Source organism: Kitasatospora sp. NPDC127067 (assembly GCF_042724755.1).
GTDB classification, from domain to species: Bacteria; Actinomycetota; Actinomycetes; order Streptomycetales; family Streptomycetaceae; genus Kitasatospora; species Kitasatospora lactacystinica.
Window position 1 is genome coordinate 1 of the sequence record NZ_JBHXEM010000029.1, and the last position, 24,694, is coordinate 24,694.

Genomic DNA, 24,694 nt, shown 5'->3' on the forward strand with positions numbered 1-24,694 from the left:
TTTTTATATGACACACCACCTGAACCTGTCCCGACCCGCAACCAGGCGCGTGAGGGGCCGCCGCCGCACCCCGAGCAAGGGCGACGGCCCGTCACGCTTCTTCCGTGCGTCGACCGAAGGTAAAAGTTGAGAGTTCAACCATAATCGGAGGCAGCCGTACGAGGAGGAACCATGGTCCGTCACCCACAACACCGAGAAGCCCCGGTTCGAGATCCAGGACGACGGCGAACTCGCCGGCTTCGCCGAGTAGCACCGCTCCGGCAACGAGAAGCCACGGCGACACTCGCCGTTCGCACGGCGCCGCAGCACGGTGTGCGGCATGTCGTCGGTGATGACCGGCGCTCGGCCGCCGTGTTTGCCCTTGCGAGAGGCGGTGTCGAGCCCTTCCAGTGTGGACTCGCGGATGTTCTCCCGCCCGGCACCCTATGGGAAATGGCAGCTCAGCCAGCGCGCGCAGTCCACTTCGGCGGCGTCCACAACCGGGCATTGGCGCTGCCGACCTGGATCAGCGTTCCGGTATGTCGATCCTGACGCGCCGGGCGGAACCCGTCGATCGCGAACACCTGCTGTCCGCTGGTGATGTCGACGCCCTGCAGACCGGCCTCGTCGGCGATCAGCAGATGCTCTCCGTCGGTGAAAAAGCCGAAATCGCCGACCGGCCAGGGGAACGTCGCGACCGCCTTGATCCATCGGACGCCCGGCGAGCGCAGTTCGATCGAGGTGGGGTCGAGGACGTGGACGGTACCGCTGCCGGAATCGTCCCGGTCATACACCGCGATCCGCCCGTCGTCGATCCACACCACCGGCCAGTTCCACTCCGAGACCTCGGGATACACCGCATGGGTGGGCCCGTCCTCGGACTCATACGGGTTGTCGTGCAGCCAGGCGGTCAGGCTCCACACCGCCGGCATCCCCCACGGCTGCCACACCCAACCGCCGTCGTAGACACGAGTCCCGTCAGGACTCAGCGACAGCGCGCCGTGGAAGTAATCGAGGTCGTGCTCCGCATCTTCCTCGTCTCCATCCGGGCTGTCCCGCGCCGTGAGCACCTCGCCGGACGCGAGATCGGTGACATCCAACCGGTTCCAGTCGGTGCGGTGGACGACGACCGGCCGGCCACCGTGTTCGGCGAACGCCAACGCGAACGGGACGGTTTCACAGCAGTACTCCCCGCCGTCCAACTTCAACACGGGCGAACCGGTGGTGAGATCGACGACGGTGCCGTACCGACCGCGGTCTTGAACCACCGCCGCCCAACGGCCGCATCGAGACACATGAAGCCGCAGTCGAACGCCGCCACCGTATTCGGACGCCAGCCTCTCCTCCCGGTACCGGGCCATGTCCTGCACCTCGCCGGTCGTCGGCGTCCACCGCGCCAGCCGTCCGTCCTCGGACAGCACCAGCCACGCCGGCCCCGCGTCACCGAGGGCCGCTGGCAGCGCTGCCACGTCCACGACCGGCCGCAGCGCGTCGGGAACTGCCACGTCCACCGTGATCGTCGCCATACTGATCCCCTCGGTGCGCCCGCGTGACCCCCGCGGCAATGTGAACAGCAGGTGATACGGCACCGTATCGGCAGAGTCGGTGAGCGCCGCGACGGCGGTCACGGCGCTGAGGTGAGCACGGATCTGGTCTATGTCGGGCTCATTCTCGCGCAGCTCCGCCTCGGTGTCGTCCAGCGAGAAGCCCCCTCCGGTCGTCATGACCGGTCCGGACGGTCGCCACGCACCACCCGAGGCCCCGTCTGTTGCCGCAGGCCCCTCGCCCCGCCCGGCGGTGCCGCACGACGCGGCACCGCCGGCGTTGCGTCCGCCCCTCGCGGGGCCGGTCGTCCGAGGTGGTGGCGTCGGATCCACGCGGCTGTTCGGGCAGGCGCAGGGCCGGAGGCGCCGGCCGCGCCGTTCGCGGAACGGCTGCGCAGTGGTGGCCACCTGCCGGGCGGGCACCACGACCCCGAGGAGCGGTCGGCGAGCAAGCTCCTTCGCCGCCACGACACCGTCGCACTCGCGCCGCTTCGGGCGGGCGTCCTTGACACCGCACCCGACCGTCCGACGCTGCCTCGTGCCGTCCGTTGCTTCACGGGCTCACCATTCCCGGGACGATTCCTCGAAGGCGTCGGGTTCGGTGATCCAGCCGGCGTTCAGGACGAGCCGTGAGGTGCGGTGGACGGCGAGGAAGCCGAACGGCCGGTCGAATCGAGCGCTGATCATGCGGGCGCGATAGCGGTACCGCGGCGGTAGCCCCGCGCCCGCCACGCTCAGGGCAGTGACGCTCGCGGAACGGAAGCCGCGGGCGCCGAACGTGGCAGTCACCGTCTGTGCGGCGGCCTCGACCGCCAACGGCTCGCCGCTGATGCCGGGGAAGTGACCTCGGGTTCCGTCCGTCGCCGTTCGGAGGCCGAACAGCTCAGGGGCCTCGAGCAGATCGTGGCGGGCGGTGACGGTGAAGGGCACGGTGTCCACCACCAGCTTCGATTCGCCGTCGAGGCTGGGAACACGCTCGACCGTCAGCCCGGGGCCCGGAGCGCCGTCGGGGAGTTGACCGCCCGGGAGTACTGTCCTCCGGTTGTCGAGGGTCCGCACCGCTGCCGCCAGCACCTGCCCCGGCTGGGCGTCCTCCGTCCCCAGGAACAGGTGGACATCGACTCCCTGGGCGCCGAGAACGTGGAGCACGGTGACGGGACCTGTCGGGGTCTGGGTGACTCCCACGCGGTCGAGGAGTGCGGTGACCCGGAACAGGCCGGCCATGTCCCTGCCCCGCCAGGGGCCGGCCGCCGCCTCCAGGCCGCCGGGTTCGAACGGCCGGATCCAGTCGGTGCGGACCGTGAGGGCGCTGGCCAGCACCAGTTGGGTGTCCTTCCCGACGGTCACCGGCATCGACGGGATCTGTCCGTCGGTGCACGTCGCCGCCCAGGCGTCGAGCCGAGCCTGATCCGAGGCCGCGTCGCCGGTGAGCTGTCCGTGGACGCGCTCGGGGAGCGCGGCGAGCCAGCTCCGCTCGATCGGCAGAGCTTCGTGGGTCCACAGGCCGAGCGCCCCTTGCACGCCGGGCATCGCATCGATCGCGGCCAGCAGCCCCCGCGCCTCGCCCGCAGCCCGGTCTGCCGGGATGCCGATGGCATCAGCAAGTTCCGTACGGACGGCGGCGGTTGCGCCGTCCGCCAGCAGAGCCAGCAGCGGCCACACCCCGGCGGTGGTGAAGGCCGTGCCGCGTTCCGGCAGAGCGGCGGCCCAGCGCGCGGTCAACGCGTTGACGGCCCGGACGGTGGAACTACGAATCATGCCCACCCCTTCGAGGAACACCTGACCCCGGGAGCGTAGGGCCGACCCGTCCGGGGCGGCCAGCGATATACGTGGGCGCTCGTGGTGACGAACCGCGAGCTCGGCTCGGACGGGCTCGTCGACGACACGGGCATCGAGTGCACGGGGAACCGGCAGGACCCGGCCCCCGGCCGGTGGCGCAGCCCGTAGAACTCGATCACCCACCCGCCGGCGAGCAGGTCGAGCGGCTTGAAGCGCCGGCGCGGCGAGTCCTCCCGCGTCAACGGCCCCGTGCCGTGCCCGTCGACTCGCCTCGACCCGCCGCATGATCAATTATTTGGACGGGCCTTGGCTCTTGAGGTGCGCCAGCGTGGAGATCAGCCGGTCGGCGATTCCCTCGGGCCAGGGGAAGGCGATCGTCACCGCCCGCTGGTGGGCCAGCCCGTGCAGGCCCAGCCACAGGGCGACGGCGTCCGCCCAGGGGTCGTCGGTGGCGGCCAGGCCGGCGGCGGCGCACTCGGCCAGGACATCGGCGAGCAGGTGCAGGGGCGCCATGCCGAGGGCGGCCATGTCCTCCTGCGTCACGGCGGTGTCCTGGAGCACGGGCACCCAGACGCCGCCGAGCATGGTGCGGTAGCGCTCCGGGTGGTCCTCGGAGAAGCCCAGGTAGGCGTGGCAGAAGGCGAGCAGACGTGCCCGGGGGTCCTCGCCGGCCGCGTCCACGGCGGCGCGGAGCTGTGCTTCCAGCTGGTCGAAGGCCTGCTGCACCACGGCCAGCATGATGGCCGGCTGGTCGGGGAAGTGGCGGTAGATCGAGGGGGCGGCGATCCCGACCCGGCGGGCGACGGAGCGCAGGGTGACGGCGCTCTCGCTACCGGTCTCGTCGAGCAGCTCGACCGCGGCGGCCACGATGTCCTCGCGGAGGCGGGCACCCTCCCCCCGGCGGTTGCGGGGGCGGGCGGACAGTGTGCTCGATTCGTTTCCCATGCCGTGAGCTTACAGGTGAAAACTTACGGCCGACAGCCCTTGTGTGCCGTGAGCTTACGCGCGTAACGTTACGGCCGTAAGCAACGCTGAGCCGAACGGAGCACGCCATGAACGACGCCGTCATCACCCGCGCCATCGAGGTCGTCCTGCCGGGCGAGGTCGAGCCGGACGGCCTCCGGCTGCGCACCCGCGACCTCCCGCCGCCGACCGACGGCCGGGTCCTGCTGCGGATGGACGCCACCGGCGTCTCCTTCGCCGAGCAGCAGATGCGCCGCGGCAAGTACTACGACCAGCCGCCCTTCCCCTTCGTGCCCGGCTACGACGTGGTCGGCACGGTGGTCGCGACCGGCCCCGGCGTCGAACCGGCGATGACCGGGCGCCGCTTCGCCGCCGTCACCAAGACCGGCGCCTGGGCCAGCCACCTGCTGATCGACGCCGCGGACGCCGTCCCCGTGCCGGACGGCGTGACGGCCGCCGACGCCGAGACCGTGGTCGTCAACGGCGTGACGGCCTGGCAGATGCTGCACCGGACGGCGAAGGTGGCCCGGGGCGCGACGATCGTCGTGCTCGGCGCCAACGGCGGCGTCGGCTCGACCCTCGTCCAACTGGCCCGGCACGCCGGGATCACGGTGATCGGCACGGCCTCCGCGCGCCACCACGACACCGTCCGCGCCCTCGGTGCGACCCCGGTCGACTACCGCGACCCGGACGCGTACCAGCGCATCCGGGAACTCGCACCCGACGGCGTCGACGCGGTGTTCGACCATGTCGGCGGCGCCGGACTGGCGCGGTCCTGGCAACTGCTGCGCCGCGGAGGGGTCCTGGTGTCCTACGGCACCGCCGCCACCAAGGACGAGGCCGGCGACTCGCGGCTCCCGGTGCTGAACCTGTTCGCCCGGTTGGCGTTGTGGAACCTGCTCCCCAACGGGCGCTCCGCGCACTTCTACAACCTGTGGGCGGGCAGGCGCCGCCCCGCGGCCTTCCGGGCCCGGCTGCGCGAGGACCTCACCCAGGTGCTGGCCCTGCTCGCCGACGGCACGCTCACCGCCCAGGTCGCCGCGGAGTTCCCCCTCGACGAGGCCGCGGCCGCGCTTGCCCTGGCCGAGTCGCGCACCGTCGCGGGCAAGGTCGTCATCGTCCGCTAAGCGGTCTCGGTGATGTGGGCTGCGGTTCGGGCATGAGGTAGGGCAGGGAGGGGCTGCCCATGCCGAAGATCTTGCGTGTGGAGTTGACGTCTGATCAGGAACGCGAGGTGCGTGAGCGTCTGCGGGCACGTGATCTCGCACCGGGTGCCGGACTGCGACTGGAGTGCATACGGCTGATGGGGCGGGGCCTGACCGTGCCCGAGGTTGCTGACCTGCTCGAATGCAAAGACGTCACCGTCCGGGGTGCGGTCCACCGCTTCGCGGCCGGCGGGTTCGACGCAGTGGCGGATGCCCCGCGCCCGGGCCGCCCCGCCTCGAGCACCCGCGAGGACCGCGAGGAACTGGCCGCCATCGGCGTCGAACTCTTCCACCTCCCGCCTCGCAGCCCCGAGCCGAACGACATCGAGCGGGTGTGGCGCTCGGCGAAGTACGAGGACTACCCCGAGCGTGTCCACACCACCGCTGAAGCGGTCGGCACCGCAGTCGACCGAGCCCTGAACCGTCAACGGACACGCATCAAAGGATCAGCAGCCAACTCCACCAAAGCCGCGTCAGTCGTGCTTGGGCCAGATCGGGCCCTGGTCGGTCCAGATGACGCCCTTGTTGCGGCACAGGCAGAAGGGGTGGCCGATCGGGTCGGTGTAGACCTGCCAGCCGTAGCCGTCGGGGCCGATGAAGTCCTGCCTCAGCGTCGCGCCGAGGTCGAGGACGCGGCGCTGCTCGGACTCGATCTCGTCCACCTCGAAGTCGAGGTGGAACTGCTTGGGGTGCTCGCTGTCGGGCCACTGCGGAGCGCGGTAGTCGTCCACCCGGATGAATGCCAGCTCGATCTCGCCGAACTGGATGCCGGCCCAGTCCTCGGAGCTGCCTTCCTTGATCGGACGGCCCGTCACCTCGGAGTAGAAAGCCGCCAGCTTCATCGTGTCCGGGCAGTCGATAATGAAATCGGTGAGTCGCAGCATCCCGTGATCTTGCCACAAGCTCACACCCCACTTCGCAACAGGCCCTGAGCAGCCCCGCTGAGGCGCGGGAACAGAGAGTTCCTGGGGGGCTTCGCCCCCCAGACCCCGTTCACCAGGGGCGGCCAGGTTTGTACCGCAGGTGCGGATCAGCAGCGGACTTCGGCGGAGCCGCTTAGGGAGCATATTTGGTCGTGATCAAGGAATGGTCTTGGCGAGGTCCTTGATCCAGATCATCGAGGCGCGGAGGTGGAGGCCAGCGAGGTAGCTCTCGGGCTTCTTGTCAAGCCGGGTGGCGATGCCCCGCCAGGCCTTCAGCCTGTTGATCAGGCGCTCGACGGTGTTCCGCTCCTTGTAGAGCTCGACGTCGTGGCCGACTGGCCGACCACCCCTGCTGCCCTTCTTCTTTCGATTGGCGGCCTGGTCCCGCTTCTCCGGGATGACCGCCTTGATACCGCGATTGCGCAGGTGGGAGCGGTTGCCGCGGGAGGAGTAGGCCTTGTCGCCGGCCATCGCGTCGGGCCGGGTGCGGGGACGGCCGACCGGCCCGCGCACCCGCACCTTCTTCAGCACGGGGATGAACTGCGGGCTGTCGGCGGCCTGCCCCTCGGTCAGGACGATGGCCAGCGGGCGGCACCTGCGCTCGCCGGCGACGTGGACCTTGCTGGTCTGCCCGCCCCTGGACCGTCCGAGCAGGGCGGCCTTCAGGCGGAGCTTGCGTCGGCGTCGGACGCGTCGCCGCTCGTCCCGTTCCGGGTCGTCTGCGGTGTCCTGCCCGTCTTGTTCCTTCGGGCCTCCCCCTTTTGCCGGGCCTTCTCCGCCTCCTCGGCCGCCTTCTCCAGGTCGGCCAGCGTGTTCGGGTCGAGGCGCATCCCGGCGGCGTCGTGGTGAGCTCGGACGGTGGTGGAATCCACGCTGACCAGCGACAGGTCCACCTCACCTCGCTTCGCGGCCTCCGCGATCGCGCCCTCCAGCAGGGCCTCGAAGACCCCGGCGTCCCTCCACTGCCGGAAGCGGTTGTGGACCGTCGACCAGGCCCCGAACTCCTGAGGCACCTCCCTCCACTGGCCGCCCGTCCGAAACCTCCAGATCACGCCCTCGAACTGCTGGCGCAGCCGCTCGGGGTACGGGCCGTACTCGCCAATCGGCAGGTACGGCCCGATGAACTCCCACTCGGTGTCAGTCAGTTGCACTCGCGTCACGCAACACGGTCTACCGGATCAGGCGCGACCACGAGGGCGAATCCCACAGATTGATCACGACCTCGCCGGCCTCCATCTTCGTGGCGCGATGATCTGGATCAAGGACCTCACCGGAGCCGCTTGATCACGACCAAATGCACGCCATGGAGCCACAAGCCGCCCGGCCTCCGACATCAGCCGGAGGCCGGTCCTCGCCTTCGGCGGCGCCGAGTAAGACCTCACTTGTGGTCGCGCAGGAAGGCAGGGATCTCCTCCCGCGTCGGGTAGTTCGGTAGCGGCGCCGGCGCGTCCTGGAGGAACGCGGTGATGACGGCCGCCGCCCGCTCGTCGTTGCCGTCGAGCCCGTTCCACAGGTGGTGCCCGACCCCCGGCATGTACTGGGTACGCTGGATCGCCGGGTCGGCGTCGAGCACGGCGGTCTCCCACTGGCGGACCTGCGAGGAGCACTCGGCGATCATCAGCATCGCGGGGACCCGGGAGAGTTTCAGCTGCGGCACGAGAGAGGGCGAGTCCTTGACCGTCTCCTCGACTTTCAGGCTTGCGGCAGGGTTGAAGGCGAAGTTCTCGGCGCTGTTCTCGACGGGGATGCGGTGCGCGTCGCTCGCACAGTAGGCGGAGGCGGTGTCGGTGCCGAGGTCGGCGGCGGTGAAGGCGTTCTCACCCTCGGCCTGTCCGACCAGCCCGGTTTCGGGACTGAGGAGCCCGAGGCGCATCAGGCCGAACGCCGCCGCGTAGCGGGGGGTGTTGGTGGATCGCGGCCCGCTCATCGCCGGTGCGAGATCGCGCGCGGACGGCCGTCCCTTCTGCCCGGCGATCCGTGCGGTCGGGCCGTCCATCGGGCCAGGTTCGGCGATGATCGCCCGGTGCATGCGCGCGGAGACCTCGGGGTCGGCGAGGGCCCGGGTGAGCGCGACCCCACCCGACGAGAAGCCGAGGACGTCGGCCTCGCCCCGGCCCAGGCGGTCGAGGAAGGCGCCGAGGTCGCGGACGGACCTGGTGACCGAGTACTGGTCCATGGGTAGCAGGTCACTGCGGCCTCCGCCGGCCTGCTCGTAGGTGTAGACGTCGTAGCCCTGCCGCGCCAGCCGTTGCAGGAACCCGTGATCGAGCAGCGAAATTCCGCGCACCGGGCCGCCGTTGATGTAGACGAGCGGTACGGGGTGCCTGGCGCCGGCCGCCGCGGCGGGCGGGTAGTGATAGACGGCGACACGGCTGCCCGTGGCCAGGTTCCAGTGCTCGGTGGTGACGAACGGAAGGTCCGGCGGGTACTGCCGGGCCGTGGGCGAGGCCGGGACGCAGACGGACGCGGTCAGGGCTGCTGCGGCGAGCACCGGTAGGAACGGCAGGAGCCTCGCCGCCCGGGTGCGGCGCTGGCTGCGCCACAGGGCGACGGCGACCCCGACCGCGAGGGTCGGCACGAAGGCCGCGAGCCCCGAGCCTGCCCCGTCCGTGAGGGCGATCAGACCGAGGAAGAGCACGGCCGACGCCACGACGGCGGCCAGGGCGAGAAGTAACCAACCCCCAAGGCGGGCAAGGCGGACGGCGAACGCGGGCATGGCGGGCAAAGGGGACCCCCAGGATTTCCAAACGTTGTTTCAAAACGACGTTATCAGAACCGTTAGGCTCCTCGTCATGGGTAGGCCGAGAATGAACGACGAGACCGTCAAAGAGCGGCTCGTGGCGTGCGCGACCGAGTGGCTCGCCACCCGCCCGCGCGAGACGCTCACCATCCGGGCCGTGGCCACGGCCGCCGGAACGTCCACGGCGGCGGTGTACTCCCTGTTCGGCAACAAGGACGGGCTGATCGCGGCCGTACGCGACGAAGCCGTCGCCGGCCTGTTCGCGGCCGTGACGGCGGTGCCGGCCACCGAGGACGTCCTCGCCGACATCTACGCGCTGACCGGCGCGTACCGGGACTGGGGGCGCGAACACCCGCAGCTGTACACGGTGCTGTTCGGCGGGGTGCAGTCCTTCGAGCCGTCAGGAACGGTCGGTACGGGCGACCCCATCGGGCCGCTCGTCGAGGCGATCGACCGGGGCGTCGTCGAGTCCGTCCTCGACGGCGGGGCGACGGCCGTCGCCCTCTCCCTCTGGGTGGCCCTGCACGGGCTCGTGGCCCTCGAACTGGCCGGGGCTCTCGACACCCCCACGGCCCAGGCCGCGTTCCGCGCGACGATCAACGCCACCCTGCGGGGCTGGGCGACCCCCGCGTCGGCCCGCAGGCTTCGCCGGGCCGAACTCGGCGGCGTCGTCCGGCCGGAGGCGTAGACGCGCCCGGCCGCGGCTCGGGTCAGGACGTGGCACTGCCGATGGCGCGGTGCTCTTCGGGGCCTTCGAGGAGGAGGATGGTCTCGTCGACGCGGCGGGAGCGGCCGCCCTCGCCGAACTCGCCGAACTGCCGGAAGCGGTTGTGGACGGTTGACCAGGCACCGAACTCCCCGGGCATCTCGCGCCACTGGCTGCCGGTCTTGAAGTGCCAGATCACGCCCTCGAACTGCTGGCGCAGCCGTTCGGGGTAGGGGCCGTACGCGCCGATCGGCAGGTGCGGCTCGATGAACTCCCACTCGCTGTCCGTCAATTGCACGCGGGTCACGTACCACGGTCTACCGGATCAGGCGCAACCGCGAGGACGAAACCCGCAAATTGGTCACAACCGAATACGCGCCCTAGCCCGGGGCCGGCGAAAGGTCCGACCTTCCCTCCCCGGAAAGCAGGATCGGAGCTCCACCCATGTCCGGCCCAGTCGTCTCCCGGCCCGCCCGGCGCCGTTGGCGGTTGTCCCGGTGGGACCCGATGGCGGCGCCGGCGGCCGCACCGCGGCCGTCCACGTGCCGCCGTACCTGACCGGCTCCTCGTTGAAGAGGATCTCCATCATCACCGAGCGGTCGAACGGAGACCATCGACCGCGCGCACCACACCTTCGTCGAGGCGATCGCCGCGGGCGACCCGGACGCCGCCGTCGCGGCGGCCCAGAGCAGCCTGGAGCGCACCCTCGACCGGCTGCGCGCCGCGGGAACCGGACCGCGCCGAGCCGGGGCCGCGTCCGCGCCGCTCCGGCCGGGGCCGTTCGCAGGCGAGTTCCTCGCCCGCGGAGAAGCTGTTTCCGTCCGCGAACACGTGGAGCGGCTCGCTGCCGCCGAAGCACAGCCGCCCCACCTGCCGGTCGGGCGTCCCGGCGATCACGGAGTGATCGGTCACTCGGCCCGGCGGCACTCCCCGCCCGCCGGCCGGCCGGGGCGGCCGGGGCGGCCGGGGCGGCCGGGGCGGCCGGGGCGGCCGGGGCGGCCGGGCGATCACACCTGTCATCGGGCGTCACTTCCCGCTCGGATATCCGCGGTTGGCCGTACAGACCCGGATGGCCCGGTTTCTAATGAGCGGGAAGTCGCAGCCGGTCCGGCGAAAGGGCGTGTCGTACGTGGGCGACAGGGCAATCGAGCAGGTTCTCGACGACCGCTACGAGGTCAAGGGGGTCGCGGGCGAGGGCGGGATGGGGCGGGTGCTGCGGGTTCTGCACCGGCAGTGGGGAATCGACCTGGCGGTCAAGACGCCGAAGCCGGACGTGTTCGCGACCGATGAGCAGCGCGAGCGGTTCGTCACCGAGGCCGAGGCGTGGGTCGCGCTCGGGCTGCACCCGAACATCTGCGGGTGCCACTACGTGCGCGTGGTCGACGGCGTCCCTTGCGTCTTCGCCGAGTACGTCGGCGACGGCAGTCTGCACGACTGGATCGCCGACCGCCGCCTGTACGAGGGCGGCCCGGAGGCGGCCGTGGCACGCATTCTGGACCTGGCGATCCAGATGGCCTGGGGCGTGGGCCATGCGCACGCCGAGGGCCTGGTGCACCGGGACGTCAAGCCCGCCAACGTGCTGCTCGACGTGCAGGGCGGCGACATCGTCGCCAAGGTCACCGACTTCGGCCTGGCCCGCATCCGGCCGATCGTCGCCGAGGCCGGCGGAGACCTTCCGCACGGTGTCAGCGTTCCGGTCTCGGCGGGCGGGCGGACACCGGCGTACGCCTCGCCGGAACAGCTTTCGAACCGGCCGGTCGGGAGGCGGACGGACGTCTTCAGCCTCGGTGTCACGGTTCTCGAGATGTTCACCGGTGGGCCGCGCTGGGGCCGGGGGCCGTTCGCGAACGACACGATCAGGGAGCGCCACGGGATCGAGTCGTACGGGCCTGGCCTGCCTCCGCTGCCGTCGGACCTGGCCGACCTGCTGGAGCGCTGCCTCGACCCGGCCCCCGAGAGGCGGCCGGGGTCGATGGCGGTGGTCGCCGGGGAACTGGCGGCGATCCACCTGCGGATCACCGGGGAGCGGTACCGGCGCCTGGAGCCGAAGGCCGCCGACCTGCGCGCCGACGAGCTCAACAACCGGGCGCTCTCCCTGCTCGACCTCGACCGCGACGAGGAGGCCGCCGCCTCGTTCACCGCGGCGCTGACGGCCGACCCGCAGCACGCCGAGGCGACCCTGAACTCGGGACTGTGGCGCTGGCGCCGTGGCGAGATCACCGACGAGGAACTGGTCGCCGACCTCGACGCCGTCCGCACCGACGCCGACGACGCCTGTCCCGCGCGGCACGCGCTCGGGCTCGTCCACCTCGAACGGGGCGACCTCGCCACGGCCCGGCCGCTCCTCGAGCGCATCGACCGCGAGCAGCCCGGGGTGCGGGACGTGGGCGAGGCGCTGGACACGCTCGGCTCCGGAACCGTGCCGGACGCGGACTGCATCGGGATCAAGGAGATCCGCTGGAACCCGACCGCCGACGGGAAACCCGCCCGGCTGCTCCACATCGACGTGTCCGCGGACGGGAGGACCGCCGTGACCGGTGGTGGCGACGAACACGTCCGTGTGTGGGACGTGCGCACGGGCCGGTGCCTTCGCACGCTTCGCGGCCACGGGGCCAAGGTCCGGTCGGTCCGGATCACTCCCGACGGCCGGTACTGCGCCTCGGTCGAGTACGACGCGGTCATGCGCATCTGGGACCTGTCCGACGGCAGGTGCCTGCGGGCCATCAGGGCGGCGAGGGCCTTCAAATGGGCGGCGGTCAGTGCGCGGGAGGGCATCGCCGTCGCCACGGAACCGGTCTGGAAGGGCGATGTGTACGGCGTCGACGTCGTCGTGTGGGACCTGCGCCGGCGCCGGGTCCGCTGGCGGCTGCACGGCCCGCTGGCGCAGTTCCCGGAAGCCGAGCTCAGTCCTGACGGACGCTGGGTCCTGGTGGCCGGATACGAGGACTGCATCGCCCGCCTCTGGGACCTGCGCACCGGGGAATGCGCGCGGGTGCTGGCCGGGAAGGGGGTGAACCAGCCCGCTCTGTGCTTCGACACCGGCAACGGCGTCGCGGCGGTCGCCGACAACCAGGATGCCGTCGGCATCTGGGACCTGCGGACCGGGCGTCGGGTCCGGACCCTGCGGGGCCCCGTCACGTCGCTCGCGCTCAGCGCCGACGCCGCGAAGCTCCTGGTCGGTGCCCGCGACGGTGCGGTCCGCCTGTGGGACCTGGGGACCGGCAGGTGCCTGCGGACGTTCCGGGGCCACCGAGGCGAGGCGGGCCATGTCCGCTGGGGTGCCGGCGACCGGTTCGCGCTGTCCGCGTCGCTCGACAACACCGTGCGGCTGTGGCGGATGCCCAGCTCTCCCGCCGCGCCGTTCCAGGTGAGCCGGCCCCGCAGGCACGGCGTGCTGAACCTGTTGGAGGAGAAGGTGAAGGCACTGGTCGGGACCGCGGCGGCCCGGGAGGCGGCGGGCGACCGCGCCGCCGCGCTCGACACGCTCCGGGAGGCCCGCGCCGTCCCCGGGTACGAGCGCGCTCCCGACGTGATGGCCGCCTGGCGCGCCCTCAGCCGGTCACTGGTCCACACTGGCGTCCGTGCGGTCTGGCCCGCCCGCAGTTTCGCGGCGCACCGGTCGGGCGTCGGTTCGCTCGACATCAGCGCGGGCGGGGACGTCATGGCCACCAGCGATGGCGCCGAGATCCGGCTCTGGGACCCGGGCACCGGCGCGCTCCTGCGGACCATCACCGTCCACGAGGAACGCGAGCGCGGCTTCTTCGTCGGCATCGACGCGGTGCAGCTCAGCGCCGACGGCGGCACCGTCATGGCCTGGGGCCGCAGCGGATCGGCCAAGGCCTGGTCGACCGGCAGCGGCGCGCAACGGTACTCGATGTCCGACGACCGGCTCATCGGCACGGATGCCATGCCCGAGTCGCTCAGGTGGATGATTCCCGTGGCCATGAGTCCCGACGCGGCCCGGTTCACCGCCGACGGGCGCCGCGCGCTCATCGGCGGCGACGGAAACGACCGGCGGTTCCGGCTCTGGGACCTGGAGACCGGCACCCTCCTGCGCAAGCTCGAGGGCCACACGGGAATGCCCAGGGCCGTGTGGATCGGCCCGGGCGACCGGACCGCCGCCACGGGCGCGAGCGACGGGACGGTCCGCCTGTGGGACCTCGGGACCGGCCGCTGCCGTGCCGTGCTGCGCGGTCACACGCATTGGGTCATGGCCGTGACGATGAGCGCCGACGGAAGCCTGGTGGCCTCCGCCGGCGGCTACGACGACCTGTCGGTCCGCGTGTGGGACACCGCCACCGGCTCCTGCACCGCGGTGCTCGAAGGGCAGCGCGGCAACGCGCGGAAGATGCGCTTCACCCCCGACGGTCGCTTTCTGGTCTCGACCCATGACGGCGAAGAGATGCGGCTGTGGGACCTGGCGACCGGCACCTGCTCGCGGACGGTGGAGGCCCAGCCCGGGCAACTGGGCCGGCTCGCTCTGACGGCCGACGGCGCGTACGCGGTCTCGGGAGGAAGCGACGGACGGGTACGCCTGTGGACGCTCGACTGGGAGCTGGCGGAACCGCGGGCCTGACCCGCTCACAGCCCCCAGCGCTCGCGGTACCGGCGCGCGAACTCCACCGCGTATTGGTGCGGGTACGAGCGCTGGGTGTCCGTGACCTCCAGGACCGCGTCGTCGGCGACGAAGAAGAGCCCGCGTCCGAACCTGACCTCGCCGACGGCGACCGGCGCGTAGACCTGCCATCCGCAGTCCACCCGGTCGGCCACGAGGTCCGCGACCCGGTAGTCGGGGCCGTCCAGTCCGTGGGCGAGCATGTGGCGGCCCACGATCGCGATCGCCTGGTGGCGGGGCAGCTGCGGCAGGTCGGTGCGACGCACGACGCCCGCCATCACCAGCTGGTGGTAGGCACCGTCGAGGTCGACGCCCTCGCCGTCCCCGAAGACCTCGGCCAGCATGCCGCGCTCGGCGAACTCCCCTTCGGCGGCTGTGACCAGGCGCAGCACGGCCGACTCGGTGTCCCGCGCGACGCGCCGGGCCAGCTTCGACACGATGCCGGCGACCGTTCCGCCGGTCCAGACCCCGGGAACCGCCGTCGCGAGTTCCTCCATCACCGGCGATTCGCCCCGCAGCCAGCGCCCGCTCTCCCACCAGTAGCAGAAGGACAGCAGACCGGACTCGGCCCGTTCGTCGAGCAGTGGATCGGCCACCCATTCCGGCGCCCCCGCGAACAGCTCGGGGTGCGGCGCGTCGCCGCGATAGGCATCGGCCAGGCCGGGCGCGTCCCAGACGCCGCCGGACAGGACGGCGCGGCCGCCCGCGAGCATCCACAGTGTCGAACCGCCGCGTGTCGAGCTCTCGAACCACGCATGGGAAGGCCGCATCCGCGGCCCCCGTTCGGAACCGGCCGCGACGAACGCCGCCGACAGGACGGCCCAGCGCGCCCAGATCTCGGTGAGGCCGGGCATCTCGTCCGGCGGGACACCCCGTGCGGACCGCGCGCCGTGCGAGTCGGCCGGCAGGGCGGCCTTCCGCGGGCTGCGCAGCTGTCTGCCGCCGTGGCCGACGAACGCGGACAACCAGGTGGGGAGCTTCTCCGCGGACCAGTCGAAGGCTTCGAGGTCGACCCGGTAGTCCTCGGGGGCGAACAGGTGATCGTCGGGGAACGGCTCGTCGCCGTAGTCGAAGTCCACCTCGACGCCGCCGTCGACGTGCAGGTCGAGCGTCATCCGCCACCAGGGCCCGCGCGGCAGCCGGGCGGTGGTCCGGCGCAGCTCGCGGGCCAGCCGGAGCGTGTCGGGGCCCGGCGCGGCGTCGGTGGAGGCCCGATCGGTCGCATGGAGGACGTGCGAGGCCTCGCGGCGCAGCGTCAGGGCGAACACCGCGGTGATCCGCCGGCAGCCGGACGGAGCCTCGGCAAGGAGGGACTCGGCGAGACGCCGGGTCTGCCGGTCCGCGAGGGCGAGGACCGCCGGATCCGCGGCGGGCTCGGGGACGAGCACATGGCGGGAGTCGGTGCCGGGCCCCGGGAACGCTTCGTGAAAGGCCTCCGAGAAGGAGCCGCCGTCGCCCGTCACAGCGGCCATGCCCTTCGCAGCCTACTGATCAGTGTGTCGGGGCCGAGGGCCCGCTTGAGCTGGAACAGGTAGCCGACGGGCGACTCCTGCACGATCTCGCGGCGTTTGCGGCGCCACTGGAGGGGCGCGCCGACGATGCAGCCGGCGACCACGGCGGGGACGGTCAGCGCCGGGGTGACGCCGACCGCTTCCGCCGCGGCCGCGGCCAGCGGCGGGAGGGCGACCGACTTGACATTGGCCAGGGCCCGGGCGGTTTCGAGGCCGGCGCTGCGCATGCGGTCGTCCAGGTCGTCGAGCCGCGCGCGGACCTCGCGGTCGACCTCGGTGTGCAGGTACTCCTGGTAGAGCCCCGCGTCCCGCACGTCCTCGACGGCGCCGAGCAGCCCGACCTGCTCGGCCGTGAACTCCCGGAACCCGTCCAGTTCTGCCCCGAATTCGGCGCGGATCTCAAGGATCTTCTCGATCGGGACGGCCCGCAGATCCGCGGGGACCACCGTCGCGAACGCCAGGAACACGAACGCCTCCTCGGATGCCGGCCGCGCCGCGGAGCTGTCGGCCGGGAGGTCGCCGAGGAGCACTGCTGCCAGCCGCTCGAAGGTCCAGCCGGACATGGCGGCGTGCGGCAGCGTCCGGTCGGTGATCGGGTGCAGGCGGTTCTCGGCGGCGATCTGCTCGGCCAGCGCGAGCATGTGGACGGTGGCCAGCTCGGGGTGCATCGCCACCCAGATCCCGCCGCGGCCCGGGCGGGCGAGCGCGAGCCCCTGGTCGACGGCCGAGTCGAGGAGGTGCCCGCTGATGCGGCTGGCGTGGACGTAGCCGAAACGCGGGTTGAGCCAGGTCGGGTCGCCCTCGTCGACCTCCTCCCGGCCCGCCGAGAACCCGCCGGCGTTGCCGAATCCGGCCTCGGCGACCGGTAGGCCCCAGGTCTCGATCCGGTCGAGGCCGAAGCGCTCCCGGAGGGCGGCACCGTGTTCGTGGAGCAGTTCCAGGAACGGCTCGGCGACTTCGCGGGCGGCCCAGGCGGGCGGTTCGACATCGAGCAGCCAGCGCGCGGCGTGGAGTTCCCGGGCCGCGGGCGAATCCTGGAGCGGGTAGCCCGGCGGCCGGATCCGGGCCATCTTGGGCCAGTACAGGGCTGCGTACTTGAGCCAGTCGTCGTCGCGGACGTGGATGTGCGGGTAGTAGAGGGCGAACCGGTCCATCAGGCATTCCCTCCGCGCCGCGCGTCGGTGAGGATCGCAGCCGCCCGGACGCGGACTCGCGGTTCGCCGTCGAGGCGGCCCTCGCCGGTCATCGAGGTTCCCAGGTCGAGTGGCCCTTCGCCCGCGGACCGGTTCCGCGGTACCACGGTCCTCCGCAGTGACTCCGGTGTCGGTTCCGGCATGAGCGGGTGGAGTCCGAGCGCGTAAGGGACCCGTCCCGTGATGATGGCAGCTGTCACACCCCGAGTGTGTCCCAACTCCCTTGGTTTCGGGGCGATACCGTTGCATCGCCGGGCCGTTCCCCGCGGATCGCCCGGCGGCCCGGACGCGGATGCCCGACCGGCCTCGGGACACGGACGGCCGTCATGGCCTGCCCGTACACGGGGACGTCACCGCCGGCCTCGACGGATTCCTCGACGCGTTCCGGTACTGCGTCCGCGCCGCGATCGGATGCGGGCGGGTGGTGCGCCGGACGTACGCCGAAGGGCCTGCCCTGATGCGTCCGACGTACCGCCAGTTCGTGCCGTACGGCGCTGCCTTCGGGCGGGGTGCGCCGAGCGGCTCGACCGGCACGGCCCGGACGCCCTCCGGGCCGGACGTGTCCGCCACCCCGGGAAAAAGCAGCATGACCACCACCGGCACCGCCCTCCGGCGCGCCTCGGCCGAGGGACTCGTCCTCGCCACCGGCCTCACCACCTGCCTGGCCACCGCCCCCGCCGCGGCTGCCGCAGCCTCCGTCGACGCGGCCCCGCTGCCGGACCCGGCCGCTACTGCCGGCAGGGCCGGGACTGGCGCGGCTGCGCCCGGGCGGGCCAGGAGGGTGCGGGCCTCGGCGCGCAGAGCCGGGAGTTTCTTCTTCGAGGCGGCGCCGGCGGTGTTCGGCCTGTCGGCAGGCGGGGCCGCAGTGCAGGGCGGGGCGGCCGGTAGCCGCCTTCGGCAGGGGGCGGCCGCCCCGGCGCGCGTCCGGGAGGCTGATGGCGCACTGCCCGCCACCTCGGGAGACCCGTCGGCGGGCAGTGACGATCCGGGCCGGTCCGGGGCTGATGGCGAGATCGGGGCAGGGATTCAGGGGATGAAGAGGCTCTGGGCGCCGGTGGTGATCTCGTCGTCACCGGCGCTGATGCGGCCGAGCTCCTCTCCGTTGCAGTCCGGACCCGAGTAGACGGTCACGGCCGTGTCGGTGTTGTTGTCGACGATGCTGGAGTCCTCCAGGGGGTAGCAGCCGGAGGGGTCCGTGTAGACCTCTTCGTTGTTGAGGTAGAGGTTTCCGGTGGCTGCGGTGGCCGGGCCGACGGGCAGGACCAGGGCGGCAGCGGTCATCAACGGGACGCCGAGAGCGGCGCGGCAGGTGATTCTCATAACCATGTGCATAGCCATTTCGGGCCGGCGCCGTAGCAGGGACGGGCAGGGGTCGCCCTTGGAGGGCGGGCCCGATGGGCCGAATGCCGGGTGCCCCACGGCCGCCGCCGCCGGCGCCGGCGTCGACCACGACCCCGGTCCCGGTCCCGGCCCGAGCACGCCGACGGCGCTGGAGACCGAGCTGCGGTTGTCCGTGACAGACGCCGATGCCAATCTGCTGCCACTGCGTGACTGGTTGACCGCGGAGGACTCTCTGCGCGGCCGGGTGGGTCTGCTGCGACCGACCCCGGAGCCCGGCCACATGGGAGCGGTGGTCGACGTGCTGGTCGTCGCCCTGGGTTCCGGAGGGACCGGGGCTGTGCTCGCACGCTCGCTGACGACCTGGCTGTCACAGCGGCGAGCGGACGTCAAGGTGACCATCACGGACGCGAGTGGCCGCCGTGTCAGCGTGGATGTGCGTCGCGCCCGGGACGTGGAGGCCGTCGTCCGGGAGATCGGAGCACTCGTCGATCCGCCGACCGAATAGTGGCGATCGGCCCCCGGTTCCCGCACGGGCCGTCAAGCCGTGCAGTCCTCATCGGATCGAGTAAGTTCCGAACCGAGGCCCTGCCGCCGATCCCGGCGGTACGGGACAACCTGGAAGCACTGCGGCATGCTCTCACCCACCCGGACCACGGCCTGCTCGCCCCGCAGCACTGCCGTGTGCTCCCCGACCCGGACGACCAGCGCGCCGTGGGCGACGCGCTGGAGTGGGCGAGTCGCGAGGCAAGCGACCTGCTGCTGGTCTACTACGCGGGCCATGGCCTGCTCGACGAGGACGGCCGACTGCATCTGGCGCTGGTCGGCACCGATCCCGCTCGGGTCGGCTTCACCGCTGTGCCCCTGGAACTGATCAAACGTGATGTCGCCCGCGCCCCGGCCAAAGCCCGGATCCTGTTGCTCGACTGCTGCTTCTCCGGCCGAGCCGTCGCCGCCATGGCCGAGCCCCAGAGCGTTATCGCAGGCCAGCTCGACTTCACAGGCACATACACCCTCACCTCCACCACCCCCAACGCCCCCTCCCACGCCCCTCCGGGTGACCGGTACACCGCTTTCACCGGCGCCCTGCTGCATGCGCTCAGCCTTCCCCAGCCGCTGACCCTCGATGAGGTCTACACCCACATCGACCACGAACTCTTCGGCCTGGGCCTGCCCCGCCCGCAGCGCCGTACCGTCAACGCCGTCGGAGACCTCGCTCTCGTCAAAGGACCCGTCGATGCGGACCGTGCTCGGACGACACCCGTGGACCCGGCCGATGGAGAGATCGTCTTCGCCAAGGCCAAACGGTCGCGCCTCCACAACGCCTGGATAGGACTCGTGGGCCTGGCGACCCTCTTGGCTCTCCTCTTCTCCTTCTTCGGCCACGCCGAGCCTCTCCTCCCCTGCGGCCTTTTATCAGGGCTCTATCTGGTCTCGACCTTGGGCAGGTACACCTACAAGCTGCTCCTGGACAGGGAAGGCGTCGTCCTGCGCGACGGACAACTGTCCCACCGGATCCCCTGGCAGGACATCGAATACCTGGGCATACTCCAGCGGGATCCTCATCACGCCGAAATCACCGAAATCCTGCTGATACGCCTCCGGCCTCACGCCCTGGACCGCCTCGACATGCTGGCCGGGCCCGCGGGCCTACCGCACTGGATGTTCCGCCTGGGCGGCAGCGACTTCCGCACACTCGGATACATCAACTTCTGCAGTGCCCGGGATATCGGAACATTCGACCATGCCCTGGACACAGCGATCGAGCAGTTCGCCGGCAGGCCGATGTTCCGCAACAGTCGCGAACTGATCGACCATGACGCCCGGCTCGCTCCCCACCGATGATGATTCACGGGACCGGGACGCGGGCGTCCTGGAACGCGATCCGGCACCGGGCTGGACCGCGATCGCGAACCGACCCGACCTGACGGTGCGCCGGCCCGACAGCGGGGCCTGGTTCGAGGGACAGGTCACCGCCGGACGCGAGTGGTGGCGGGCGCTGCGCACGTACGAGGTCCTGCTGTTGGTGACCGGGCCGTTCGCCGGTGTCTTCGACTTCCGGCCGGCCGCCGCGGCCGGGAACCTCGCTCTGCTGGCGGTACGGGCCCGCGCGGTACGGGCCCGCGCCGCCACCCGCCCCTGACCCACCCCGGTCTCGGAAAGGCCGTCCAGCCGCCCCTGCCGGGTTCGGCCGCTGCTGTTCCCCCGTCGTGGTGGGCACGGGCGGCAGATACGGCCCGGCCCAGGCCGGTCGAGTGCGGCGAGCCGGTCCAGCTGCTCACCGGTCGGCTTCGCCCGGCGCGACTTCGGCGATGTCGGCGACGATCTATGAGTAACCACCCGGCTGCGCATTCCAGGCGGCCCGACAGGCGAGGGCCGCTGCGCCATCGAGCCCCTGTCCGCCCCGCTGGTCGATGCCGTGTCGTGGCCGGCGGCCGAGGGGGAGGATGGGCCGGGGCGACACGCCACCGGTGGTACCGGGTCTGCCGCTCGGCAGGCGATATCCCTGGGTCGGCAGGGCCCGTCCCCGGCCTGCCGGCTCGGCGAGACGGCGCATCCCTCGTTGCCTGACTTGGTTGGCCCGGACGGTGCGCAGAGCTGCCGGCGCGCCGTCCGGTGCGGCCGTGGCCGCGGGCGGCGCACGGACCCGCTCGGCCTGCACCGCATGTTGTTGGACGGGCCGGGTGGTCCTGGCCGATGCCGACGGACGGCTGTGCGCGGCCGTCGTGGGACAGCCGCGCACACCCCCGGGAGCCTGCTGCCTATTCCTCGATGAACCGGATCGATCCCACGCTCTGCCCGAGCGGGAAGACGGCCGTCTCTCCATGGCCGAGGGTCTTGGCGGGCTCTCCGGAGCCGTCGGCGTCGGCGTACAGCTCCGCGGTGAACGGCGACCCGTTCACCGCCGCATGGGCCCGGAACGGGCTGGGCAGCGCCAGGTCGTCGTTGCCGGGCGCGAAGCTGAGCGGGTCGCCGGTGCGGCTGACGTCGCCCCACAGCTGCAGGACGGGTTCCTGGTTCGCCATCGACGGTCTCCTTCGGAAGAGGCCGCGCGGATACCGGTGAGGCGCCGGATGGGCACGGCCGTCCGTTCCGGCACGAAGTGCATCGGCGGTGCACCGCCTGCGGACAAGGACCCCCGGACAGGCATCACCCGAATGAGGCACCGGCCGCTCTGGCCGAGGACGCCGCGGCCGTACACGCGGCGAGAGCTCAAGGTGGGTGGGGGACCTTAGGCCCTTGGCTCTGCTCGGCGACGGCCGGGTTCTCCTCGACGGCCGGCAGCTGGTCGGCCCCCGCGTCGCGCACCTCGGCGGCCGCTGTGCCGCCTTGCTCGGCGTCCGTCCCACCCGGGGTCCGCCCCGGTCCGCCGTTGGCGGGCCCCGGCGGGCCCCGGCGGTCGTCGTCGGCCCGGCGAGCCTGGCGCCTGTTCGGCCTGGTGGCAGGCCTCGAGTGCCCCGTACAGGGCCGTCAGGTGTTGGCGGGCGGCCCGGGCGTGCCGGACCGCCGGGGCGAGTTGTTCGCCGGTCGGCAGAGCGTCTCGTGTCCTGCGGGCCTTCAGGTCCTGTTCGGCCCCGCTCCCGGTCGGCTTTCTCTGCCTCCGGGTTGAGGCTGTGGTTCATGCCCAGCGGCCGAGGCTGCGGCATGCGTCTGTGTGTGGCCGACCGGGCCGGTTCACCGGGAGTTTTCTTTGCAGACAGCGGACGGGCCGTCACCGGTGCTGCGGTGGCGGCCCGTCGAGGGTGGTTCTCATACGGCCGGGCCGATCAGGCCTGCCAGGGCCCGGTGTGCGCGTCGGGTGGTGCGCTCGGCGCGGCTCTTGAGTCGGAGCGCGCGCGTGAGGCGGTGCTTCTCGGCCTCCCGCAGACGCTCGTCGATCGTCGCCCGCGCGACCTCGATGTTGTAGATCATGGTACTCCCCCTGTCCGGGTGATTCGTCGGCATCATCGTCATGCCGGCCCTTCGGACCACCCTCTGTGCTTCAGAGCCTACACCCAAATACGAGGCAAGGCCTTGCATTTAACGTTCTGTTCAAGAAATTGCCTACTGATCGAAGGCTTTGGTGCCGATCAGCTCCCAGGTTCCGCGTGGCGGCGATTCGGTGCCCGGATCCCTGCCCGGGCCGTCGCGAGAGCGGCCACCAACCCCGGCCGGCTGGTCGAACGTGTCGTCGCGGCCGGACTGGTCGAGCGCCGTACCGACGCCGAGGACCGCCGCACACGGAACCGCGCGGGGCCGGCACGACCCACCGCCGGGGGAGTCCCCAGGTACACCATCCCGGCCGGTGAGGCATCAGCCCGCGGACGGGGGGTTCCCGCCCGCGGTGACCAGGCCTGTCTCATAGGCGATGACGACCAGCTGGGCCCGGTCATGGGCGTGGAGCTTGGCCAGCAGCCGCCGGACATGTGTCTTGACGGTCGCGACGCTCAGCCCCAGGTGCTCGGCGATCACGCGGTTGGGCAGTCCCCGGGCCACCAATCGGAGCACTTCCCGTTCCCGTGGGGTCACGCCCGCCAGCTCCCGGGCGAGTCGCGGGCGCGGCTCGTGGCGTCCGGCGAACTCGCGGATCAGACGGCGGGTGACCGCGGGCGCGAGCAGGGCGTCGCCGGCGGCGACCACCCGCACGGCTGTCAGCAGGTCGGCGGGGAGGATGTCCTTCAGGATGAATCCGCTGGCTCCGCCGCGCAGTGCCGCGTACACGTACTCGTCCAGGTCGAACGTGGTGAGGATCAGCACCCGGGTGCCGACGGCGTCCGGGTCCGCGCAGATGCGCCGGGTGGCCTCCAGACCGTCCGTGCCCGGCATCCGGATGTCCATCAGCACGACGTCGGGCCGCAGCCGCAGGGCGAGTTCGACGGCCTGCTCGCCGCTGACGGCCTCGCCCGCGACGGTGAGGTCCGGCGCGTTCTCGATGAGCAGGCGGAAGCCCGTCCGCAACAGCGCCTGGTCATCGGCGATGAGAACCCGGACCGGCCGGTTCACCGTGCTGTCTCCGATCCGCAGGGCAGTCGCGCGTGCACCCGGAATCCACCCGTCGCCAGGGGGCCGGCGGAGAGGGTCCCGCCGCACATGGCCGCCCGCTCCCGCATCCCGACGAGTCCGTGCCCGCCGCCAGGACGCCGGGGCGGGAACCGGGACGGGAGCCGGGACGGCGCGTCGTTGACGACCTCGATCTCGACCGCCTCGGGACCCGTCCGGGAAAGGTTCACCCGGCAGTCCGCCGATCCCGCGTGCCTGACGACATTGGTGAGGGCTTCCTGAACGATCCGGTAGACCGCCAGTTCCACCCCCGGGGGGAGCGGTGGATCCGGGTCGACGGACAGCTCCACGCGCGGGCCTGCGCCGTCCGCGAGCGCGCGCAGGTCCGCCAGACCGGGGGCGGTCCCCGACTCGGCTCCGTCACCGGGTGATCGCAGAACGCCGAGCATGCGGCGCATCTCGGTGAGCGCCGTCCGGCCCGCTGTCCCGACCAGTGCGAGGGTCCGCTCGGCCTCCTGCGGGTTGGTGGAGGCCACCGCACGGGCCACCTCGGCCCGTACCGCGATGACAGTCAGATGATGGGCCACCACGTCGTGGAGCTCGCGGGCGATCCGCAGGCGCTCCTCCGTCACGGCCTGCCGGGCGACGAGTTCCGCGTACGACCGCTGCTCTCTCAGCGCGGTGCCCACCAGCCAGGGCAGCGTCATCATCAAGGAGGCGAAGACGACGCCCGACGCGACCCCGGAGGCCGGGACCGGTCGCGGTACGAGGGCCATGGCCACCGCGACGGCGCCCAGCGAGCAGCCGAGCGCCGTCGCGGACCGGCGCCGCGGTTCCCGCGCCGCCACCGTGTACAGGGCGGCCCCGACAGGGACCCAGGACTCCTCCCATCCGGTGAACGCCATGGCGAGGACCGCTCCGGCCAGGACCGTGTACAGAACCCGGACGGACCATCTGCGCCGTACAGCGACCGGCAGCCAGACCGCCGCCGCCACCGCTCCCGCGCCCCAGCCGCCGCTGCGCGTCTCGCTCGCGCCGAACGCCAGGGCGAGGAGCACGGCCGCGACCGTGTCCACGCCGTGCCACTGTCCGTCCCGCAGACGTCCGGCCACCAGCGGCCGTGACTCCCCGTCGCCCATGCCGGCCACGCTATCCAAGCGGGGGCCCGGGACCTGTCAGCCCGGAGGACGTCATCTCGCGGGCTGACTCATCCGCGCG

General features: G+C 72.0%; 20 protein-coding genes and 2 pseudogenes. 7 read left to right on the forward strand and 15 right to left on the reverse strand.

Going from position 1 to position 24,694, the window contains the following annotated elements:
* Window positions 1-440: 440 nt before the first annotated feature.
* From ACFWJ4_RS15145 to ACFWJ4_RS15155, 3 genes are all read right to left on the reverse strand, one after another.
* Entirely contained in the window at window positions 441-1,703 is a 1,263-nt protein-coding gene (locus ACFWJ4_RS15145; RefSeq protein ID WP_380543648.1) for a hypothetical protein, read from the reverse strand.
* Between the two features lie 381 nt (window positions 1,704-2,084).
* Window positions 2,085-3,302 carry a serpin family protein gene (locus ACFWJ4_RS15150; protein WP_380543651.1) on the reverse strand — a complete coding sequence of 406 codons (1,218 nt, stop codon included), beginning with the start codon at window positions 3,300-3,302 and terminating at the stop codon, window positions 2,085-2,087.
* A gap of 291 nt (window positions 3,303-3,593) precedes the next feature.
* Window positions 3,594-4,247 (reverse strand): TetR/AcrR family transcriptional regulator, encoded by a 654-nt coding sequence (locus ACFWJ4_RS15155; protein ID WP_359896817.1) that lies wholly within the window; start codon window positions 4,245-4,247, stop codon window positions 3,594-3,596.
* Between the two features lie 107 nt (window positions 4,248-4,354).
* On the opposite strand from ACFWJ4_RS15155, the gene ACFWJ4_RS15160 reads away from it, so the two are divergent.
* Both ACFWJ4_RS15160 and ACFWJ4_RS15165 read left to right on the forward strand, forming a co-directional pair.
* The gene (locus tag ACFWJ4_RS15160; protein WP_380543654.1) at window positions 4,355-5,392 is read left to right on the forward strand and encodes a medium chain dehydrogenase/reductase family protein; all 1,038 of its coding nucleotides are present in this window, start codon (window positions 4,355-4,357) and stop codon (window positions 5,390-5,392) included.
* A gap of 59 nt (window positions 5,393-5,451) precedes the next feature.
* Window positions 5,452-5,715 (forward strand): annotated as a pseudogene (locus tag ACFWJ4_RS15165) (helix-turn-helix domain-containing protein); the annotation flags it as partial.
* Window positions 5,716-5,943: 228 nt separating this feature from the next.
* Here the strand turns inward: ACFWJ4_RS15165 and ACFWJ4_RS15170 are convergent.
* The 3 genes and pseudogenes from ACFWJ4_RS15170 to ACFWJ4_RS15180 all read right to left on the reverse strand — a co-directional run bounded on the left by ACFWJ4_RS15170 (window position 5,944) and on the right by ACFWJ4_RS15180 (window position 9,109).
* Window positions 5,944-6,354: a VOC family protein gene (locus ACFWJ4_RS15170; RefSeq protein WP_380348527.1), complete on the reverse strand. Its 411-nt coding sequence runs from the start codon at window positions 6,352-6,354 to the stop codon at window positions 5,944-5,946.
* Between the two features lie 195 nt (window positions 6,355-6,549).
* Window positions 6,550-7,553, reverse strand: a pseudogene (locus ACFWJ4_RS15175) (IS5 family transposase).
* Window positions 7,554-7,771: 218 nt separating this feature from the next.
* Window positions 7,772-9,109 carry an alpha/beta hydrolase gene (locus ACFWJ4_RS15180; RefSeq protein WP_380543657.1) on the reverse strand — a complete coding sequence of 446 codons (1,338 nt, stop codon included), beginning with the start codon at window positions 9,107-9,109 and terminating at the stop codon, window positions 7,772-7,774.
* A 76-nt stretch (window positions 9,110-9,185) separates the two neighbouring features.
* Between ACFWJ4_RS15180 and ACFWJ4_RS15185 the strand changes: the two genes are divergently transcribed.
* Window positions 9,186-9,821 (forward strand): TetR/AcrR family transcriptional regulator, encoded by a 636-nt coding sequence (locus ACFWJ4_RS15185; protein ID WP_380543660.1) that lies wholly within the window; start codon window positions 9,186-9,188, stop codon window positions 9,819-9,821.
* A gap of 22 nt (window positions 9,822-9,843) precedes the next feature.
* Here the strand turns inward: ACFWJ4_RS15185 and ACFWJ4_RS15190 are convergent, their stop codons facing one another.
* Window positions 9,844-10,146: a transposase gene (locus ACFWJ4_RS15190; RefSeq protein WP_380543663.1), complete on the reverse strand. Its 303-nt coding sequence runs from the start codon at window positions 10,144-10,146 to the stop codon at window positions 9,844-9,846.
* Between the two features lie 281 nt (window positions 10,147-10,427).
* On the reverse strand, window positions 10,428-10,751 hold the full coding sequence (locus ACFWJ4_RS15195) for a hypothetical protein (RefSeq protein ID WP_380543666.1): 324 nt from the start codon (window positions 10,749-10,751) through the stop codon (window positions 10,428-10,430).
* A gap of 217 nt (window positions 10,752-10,968) precedes the next feature.
* On the opposite strand from ACFWJ4_RS15195, the gene ACFWJ4_RS15200 reads away from it, so the two are divergent.
* Entirely contained in the window at window positions 10,969-14,415 is a 3,447-nt protein-coding gene (locus ACFWJ4_RS15200) for a protein kinase (RefSeq protein ID WP_380543669.1), read from the forward strand.
* Window positions 14,416-14,420: 5 nt separating this feature from the next.
* On the opposite strand, the gene ACFWJ4_RS15205 is transcribed toward ACFWJ4_RS15200, so the two are convergent.
* The 3 genes from ACFWJ4_RS15205 to ACFWJ4_RS15215 all read right to left on the reverse strand — a co-directional run bounded on the left by ACFWJ4_RS15205 (window position 14,421) and on the right by ACFWJ4_RS15215 (window position 18,478).
* Window positions 14,421-15,926, reverse strand: coding sequence for a hypothetical protein (locus ACFWJ4_RS15205; RefSeq protein ID WP_380543671.1), 1,506 nt, complete (start codon window positions 15,924-15,926; stop codon window positions 14,421-14,423).
* Window positions 15,914-17,119 carry a DUF6236 family protein gene (locus tag ACFWJ4_RS15210; protein ID WP_380348521.1) on the reverse strand — a complete coding sequence of 402 codons (1,206 nt, stop codon included), beginning with the start codon at window positions 17,117-17,119 and terminating at the stop codon, window positions 15,914-15,916. The genes ACFWJ4_RS15205 and ACFWJ4_RS15210 overlap by 13 nt, the downstream gene beginning before the upstream one ends.
* A gap of 1,065 nt (window positions 17,120-18,184) precedes the next feature.
* Window positions 18,185-18,478 (reverse strand): hypothetical protein, encoded by a 294-nt coding sequence (locus tag ACFWJ4_RS15215; RefSeq protein ID WP_380543673.1) that lies wholly within the window; start codon window positions 18,476-18,478, stop codon window positions 18,185-18,187.
* A 193-nt stretch (window positions 18,479-18,671) separates the two neighbouring features.
* On the opposite strand from ACFWJ4_RS15215, the gene ACFWJ4_RS15220 reads away from it, so the two are divergent.
* Genes ACFWJ4_RS15220 through ACFWJ4_RS15230 form a run of 3 tightly spaced genes read left to right on the forward strand, consistent with a single transcriptional unit; the run spans window position 18,672 to window position 20,639 of the window.
* Entirely contained in the window at window positions 18,672-19,004 is a 333-nt protein-coding gene (locus ACFWJ4_RS15220; RefSeq protein WP_380543675.1) for a hypothetical protein, read from the forward strand.
* Window positions 19,004-20,341, forward strand: coding sequence for a caspase domain-containing protein (locus ACFWJ4_RS15225; RefSeq protein ID WP_380543678.1), 1,338 nt, complete (start codon window positions 19,004-19,006; stop codon window positions 20,339-20,341). Before ACFWJ4_RS15220 ends, ACFWJ4_RS15225 begins: the two co-directional genes overlap by 1 nt.
* A complete protein-coding gene (locus tag ACFWJ4_RS15230) occupies window positions 20,313-20,639 on the forward strand; it encodes a hypothetical protein (protein WP_380543681.1) in 327 nt (108 codons plus the stop codon). Before ACFWJ4_RS15225 ends, ACFWJ4_RS15230 begins: the two co-directional genes overlap by 29 nt.
* Window positions 20,640-21,258: 619 nt before the next feature.
* On the opposite strand, the gene ACFWJ4_RS15235 is transcribed toward ACFWJ4_RS15230, so the two are convergent.
* From ACFWJ4_RS15235 to ACFWJ4_RS15250, 4 genes are all read right to left on the reverse strand, one after another.
* Window positions 21,259-21,522, reverse strand: a complete 264-nt coding sequence (locus ACFWJ4_RS15235; protein ID WP_380543684.1) for a hypothetical protein — start codon at window positions 21,520-21,522, stop codon at window positions 21,259-21,261.
* 724 nt (window positions 21,523-22,246) lie between these two features.
* Window positions 22,247-22,408, reverse strand: coding sequence for a hypothetical protein (locus ACFWJ4_RS15240; RefSeq protein WP_380543687.1), 162 nt, complete (start codon window positions 22,406-22,408; stop codon window positions 22,247-22,249).
* A 381-nt stretch (window positions 22,409-22,789) separates the two neighbouring features.
* The gene (locus ACFWJ4_RS15245) at window positions 22,790-23,479 is read right to left on the reverse strand and encodes a response regulator (protein WP_380543690.1); all 690 of its coding nucleotides are present in this window, start codon (window positions 23,477-23,479) and stop codon (window positions 22,790-22,792) included.
* A complete protein-coding gene (locus ACFWJ4_RS15250) occupies window positions 23,476-24,615 on the reverse strand; it encodes a sensor histidine kinase (RefSeq protein ID WP_380543693.1) in 1,140 nt (379 codons plus the stop codon). The genes ACFWJ4_RS15245 and ACFWJ4_RS15250 overlap by 4 nt, the downstream gene beginning before the upstream one ends.
* Window positions 24,616-24,694: the final 79 nt, after the last annotated feature.

Coding starts and splice junctions, on each gene's coding strand:
- ACFWJ4_RS15145 (WP_380543648.1), bottom strand. CDS start 1,703: ATGACGACCGGAGGGGGCTTCTCGCTGGACGACACCGAGGCGGAGCTG.
- ACFWJ4_RS15155 (WP_359896817.1), bottom strand. CDS start 4,247: ATGGGAAACGAATCGAGCACACTGTCCGCCCGCCCCCGCAACCGCCGG.
- ACFWJ4_RS15160 (WP_380543654.1), top strand. CDS start 4,355: ATGAACGACGCCGTCATCACCCGCGCCATCGAGGTCGTCCTGCCGGGC.
- ACFWJ4_RS15170 (WP_380348527.1), bottom strand. CDS start 6,354: ATGCTGCGACTCACCGATTTCATTATCGACTGCCCGGACACGATGAAG.
- ACFWJ4_RS15180 (WP_380543657.1), bottom strand. CDS start 9,109: ATGCCCGCGTTCGCCGTCCGCCTTGCCCGCCTTGGGGGTTGGTTACTT.
- ACFWJ4_RS15185 (WP_380543660.1), top strand. CDS start 9,186: ATGGGTAGGCCGAGAATGAACGACGAGACCGTCAAAGAGCGGCTCGTG.
- ACFWJ4_RS15205 (WP_380543671.1), bottom strand. CDS start 15,926: ATGGCCGCTGTGACGGGCGACGGCGGCTCCTTCTCGGAGGCCTTTCAC.
- ACFWJ4_RS15210 (WP_380348521.1), bottom strand. CDS start 17,119: ATGGACCGGTTCGCCCTCTACTACCCGCACATCCACGTCCGCGACGAC.
- ACFWJ4_RS15215 (WP_380543673.1), bottom strand. CDS start 18,478: ATGAGAATCACCTGCCGCGCCGCTCTCGGCGTCCCGTTGATGACCGCT.
- ACFWJ4_RS15230 (WP_380543681.1), top strand. CDS start 20,313: ATGACGCCCGGCTCGCTCCCCACCGATGATGATTCACGGGACCGGGAC.
- ACFWJ4_RS15235 (WP_380543684.1), bottom strand. CDS start 21,522: ATGGCGAACCAGGAACCCGTCCTGCAGCTGTGGGGCGACGTCAGCCGC.
- ACFWJ4_RS15240 (WP_380543687.1), bottom strand. CDS start 22,408: ATGATCTACAACATCGAGGTCGCGCGGGCGACGATCGACGAGCGTCTG.
- ACFWJ4_RS15250 (WP_380543693.1), bottom strand. CDS start 24,615: ATGGGCGACGGGGAGTCACGGCCGCTGGTGGCCGGACGTCTGCGGGAC.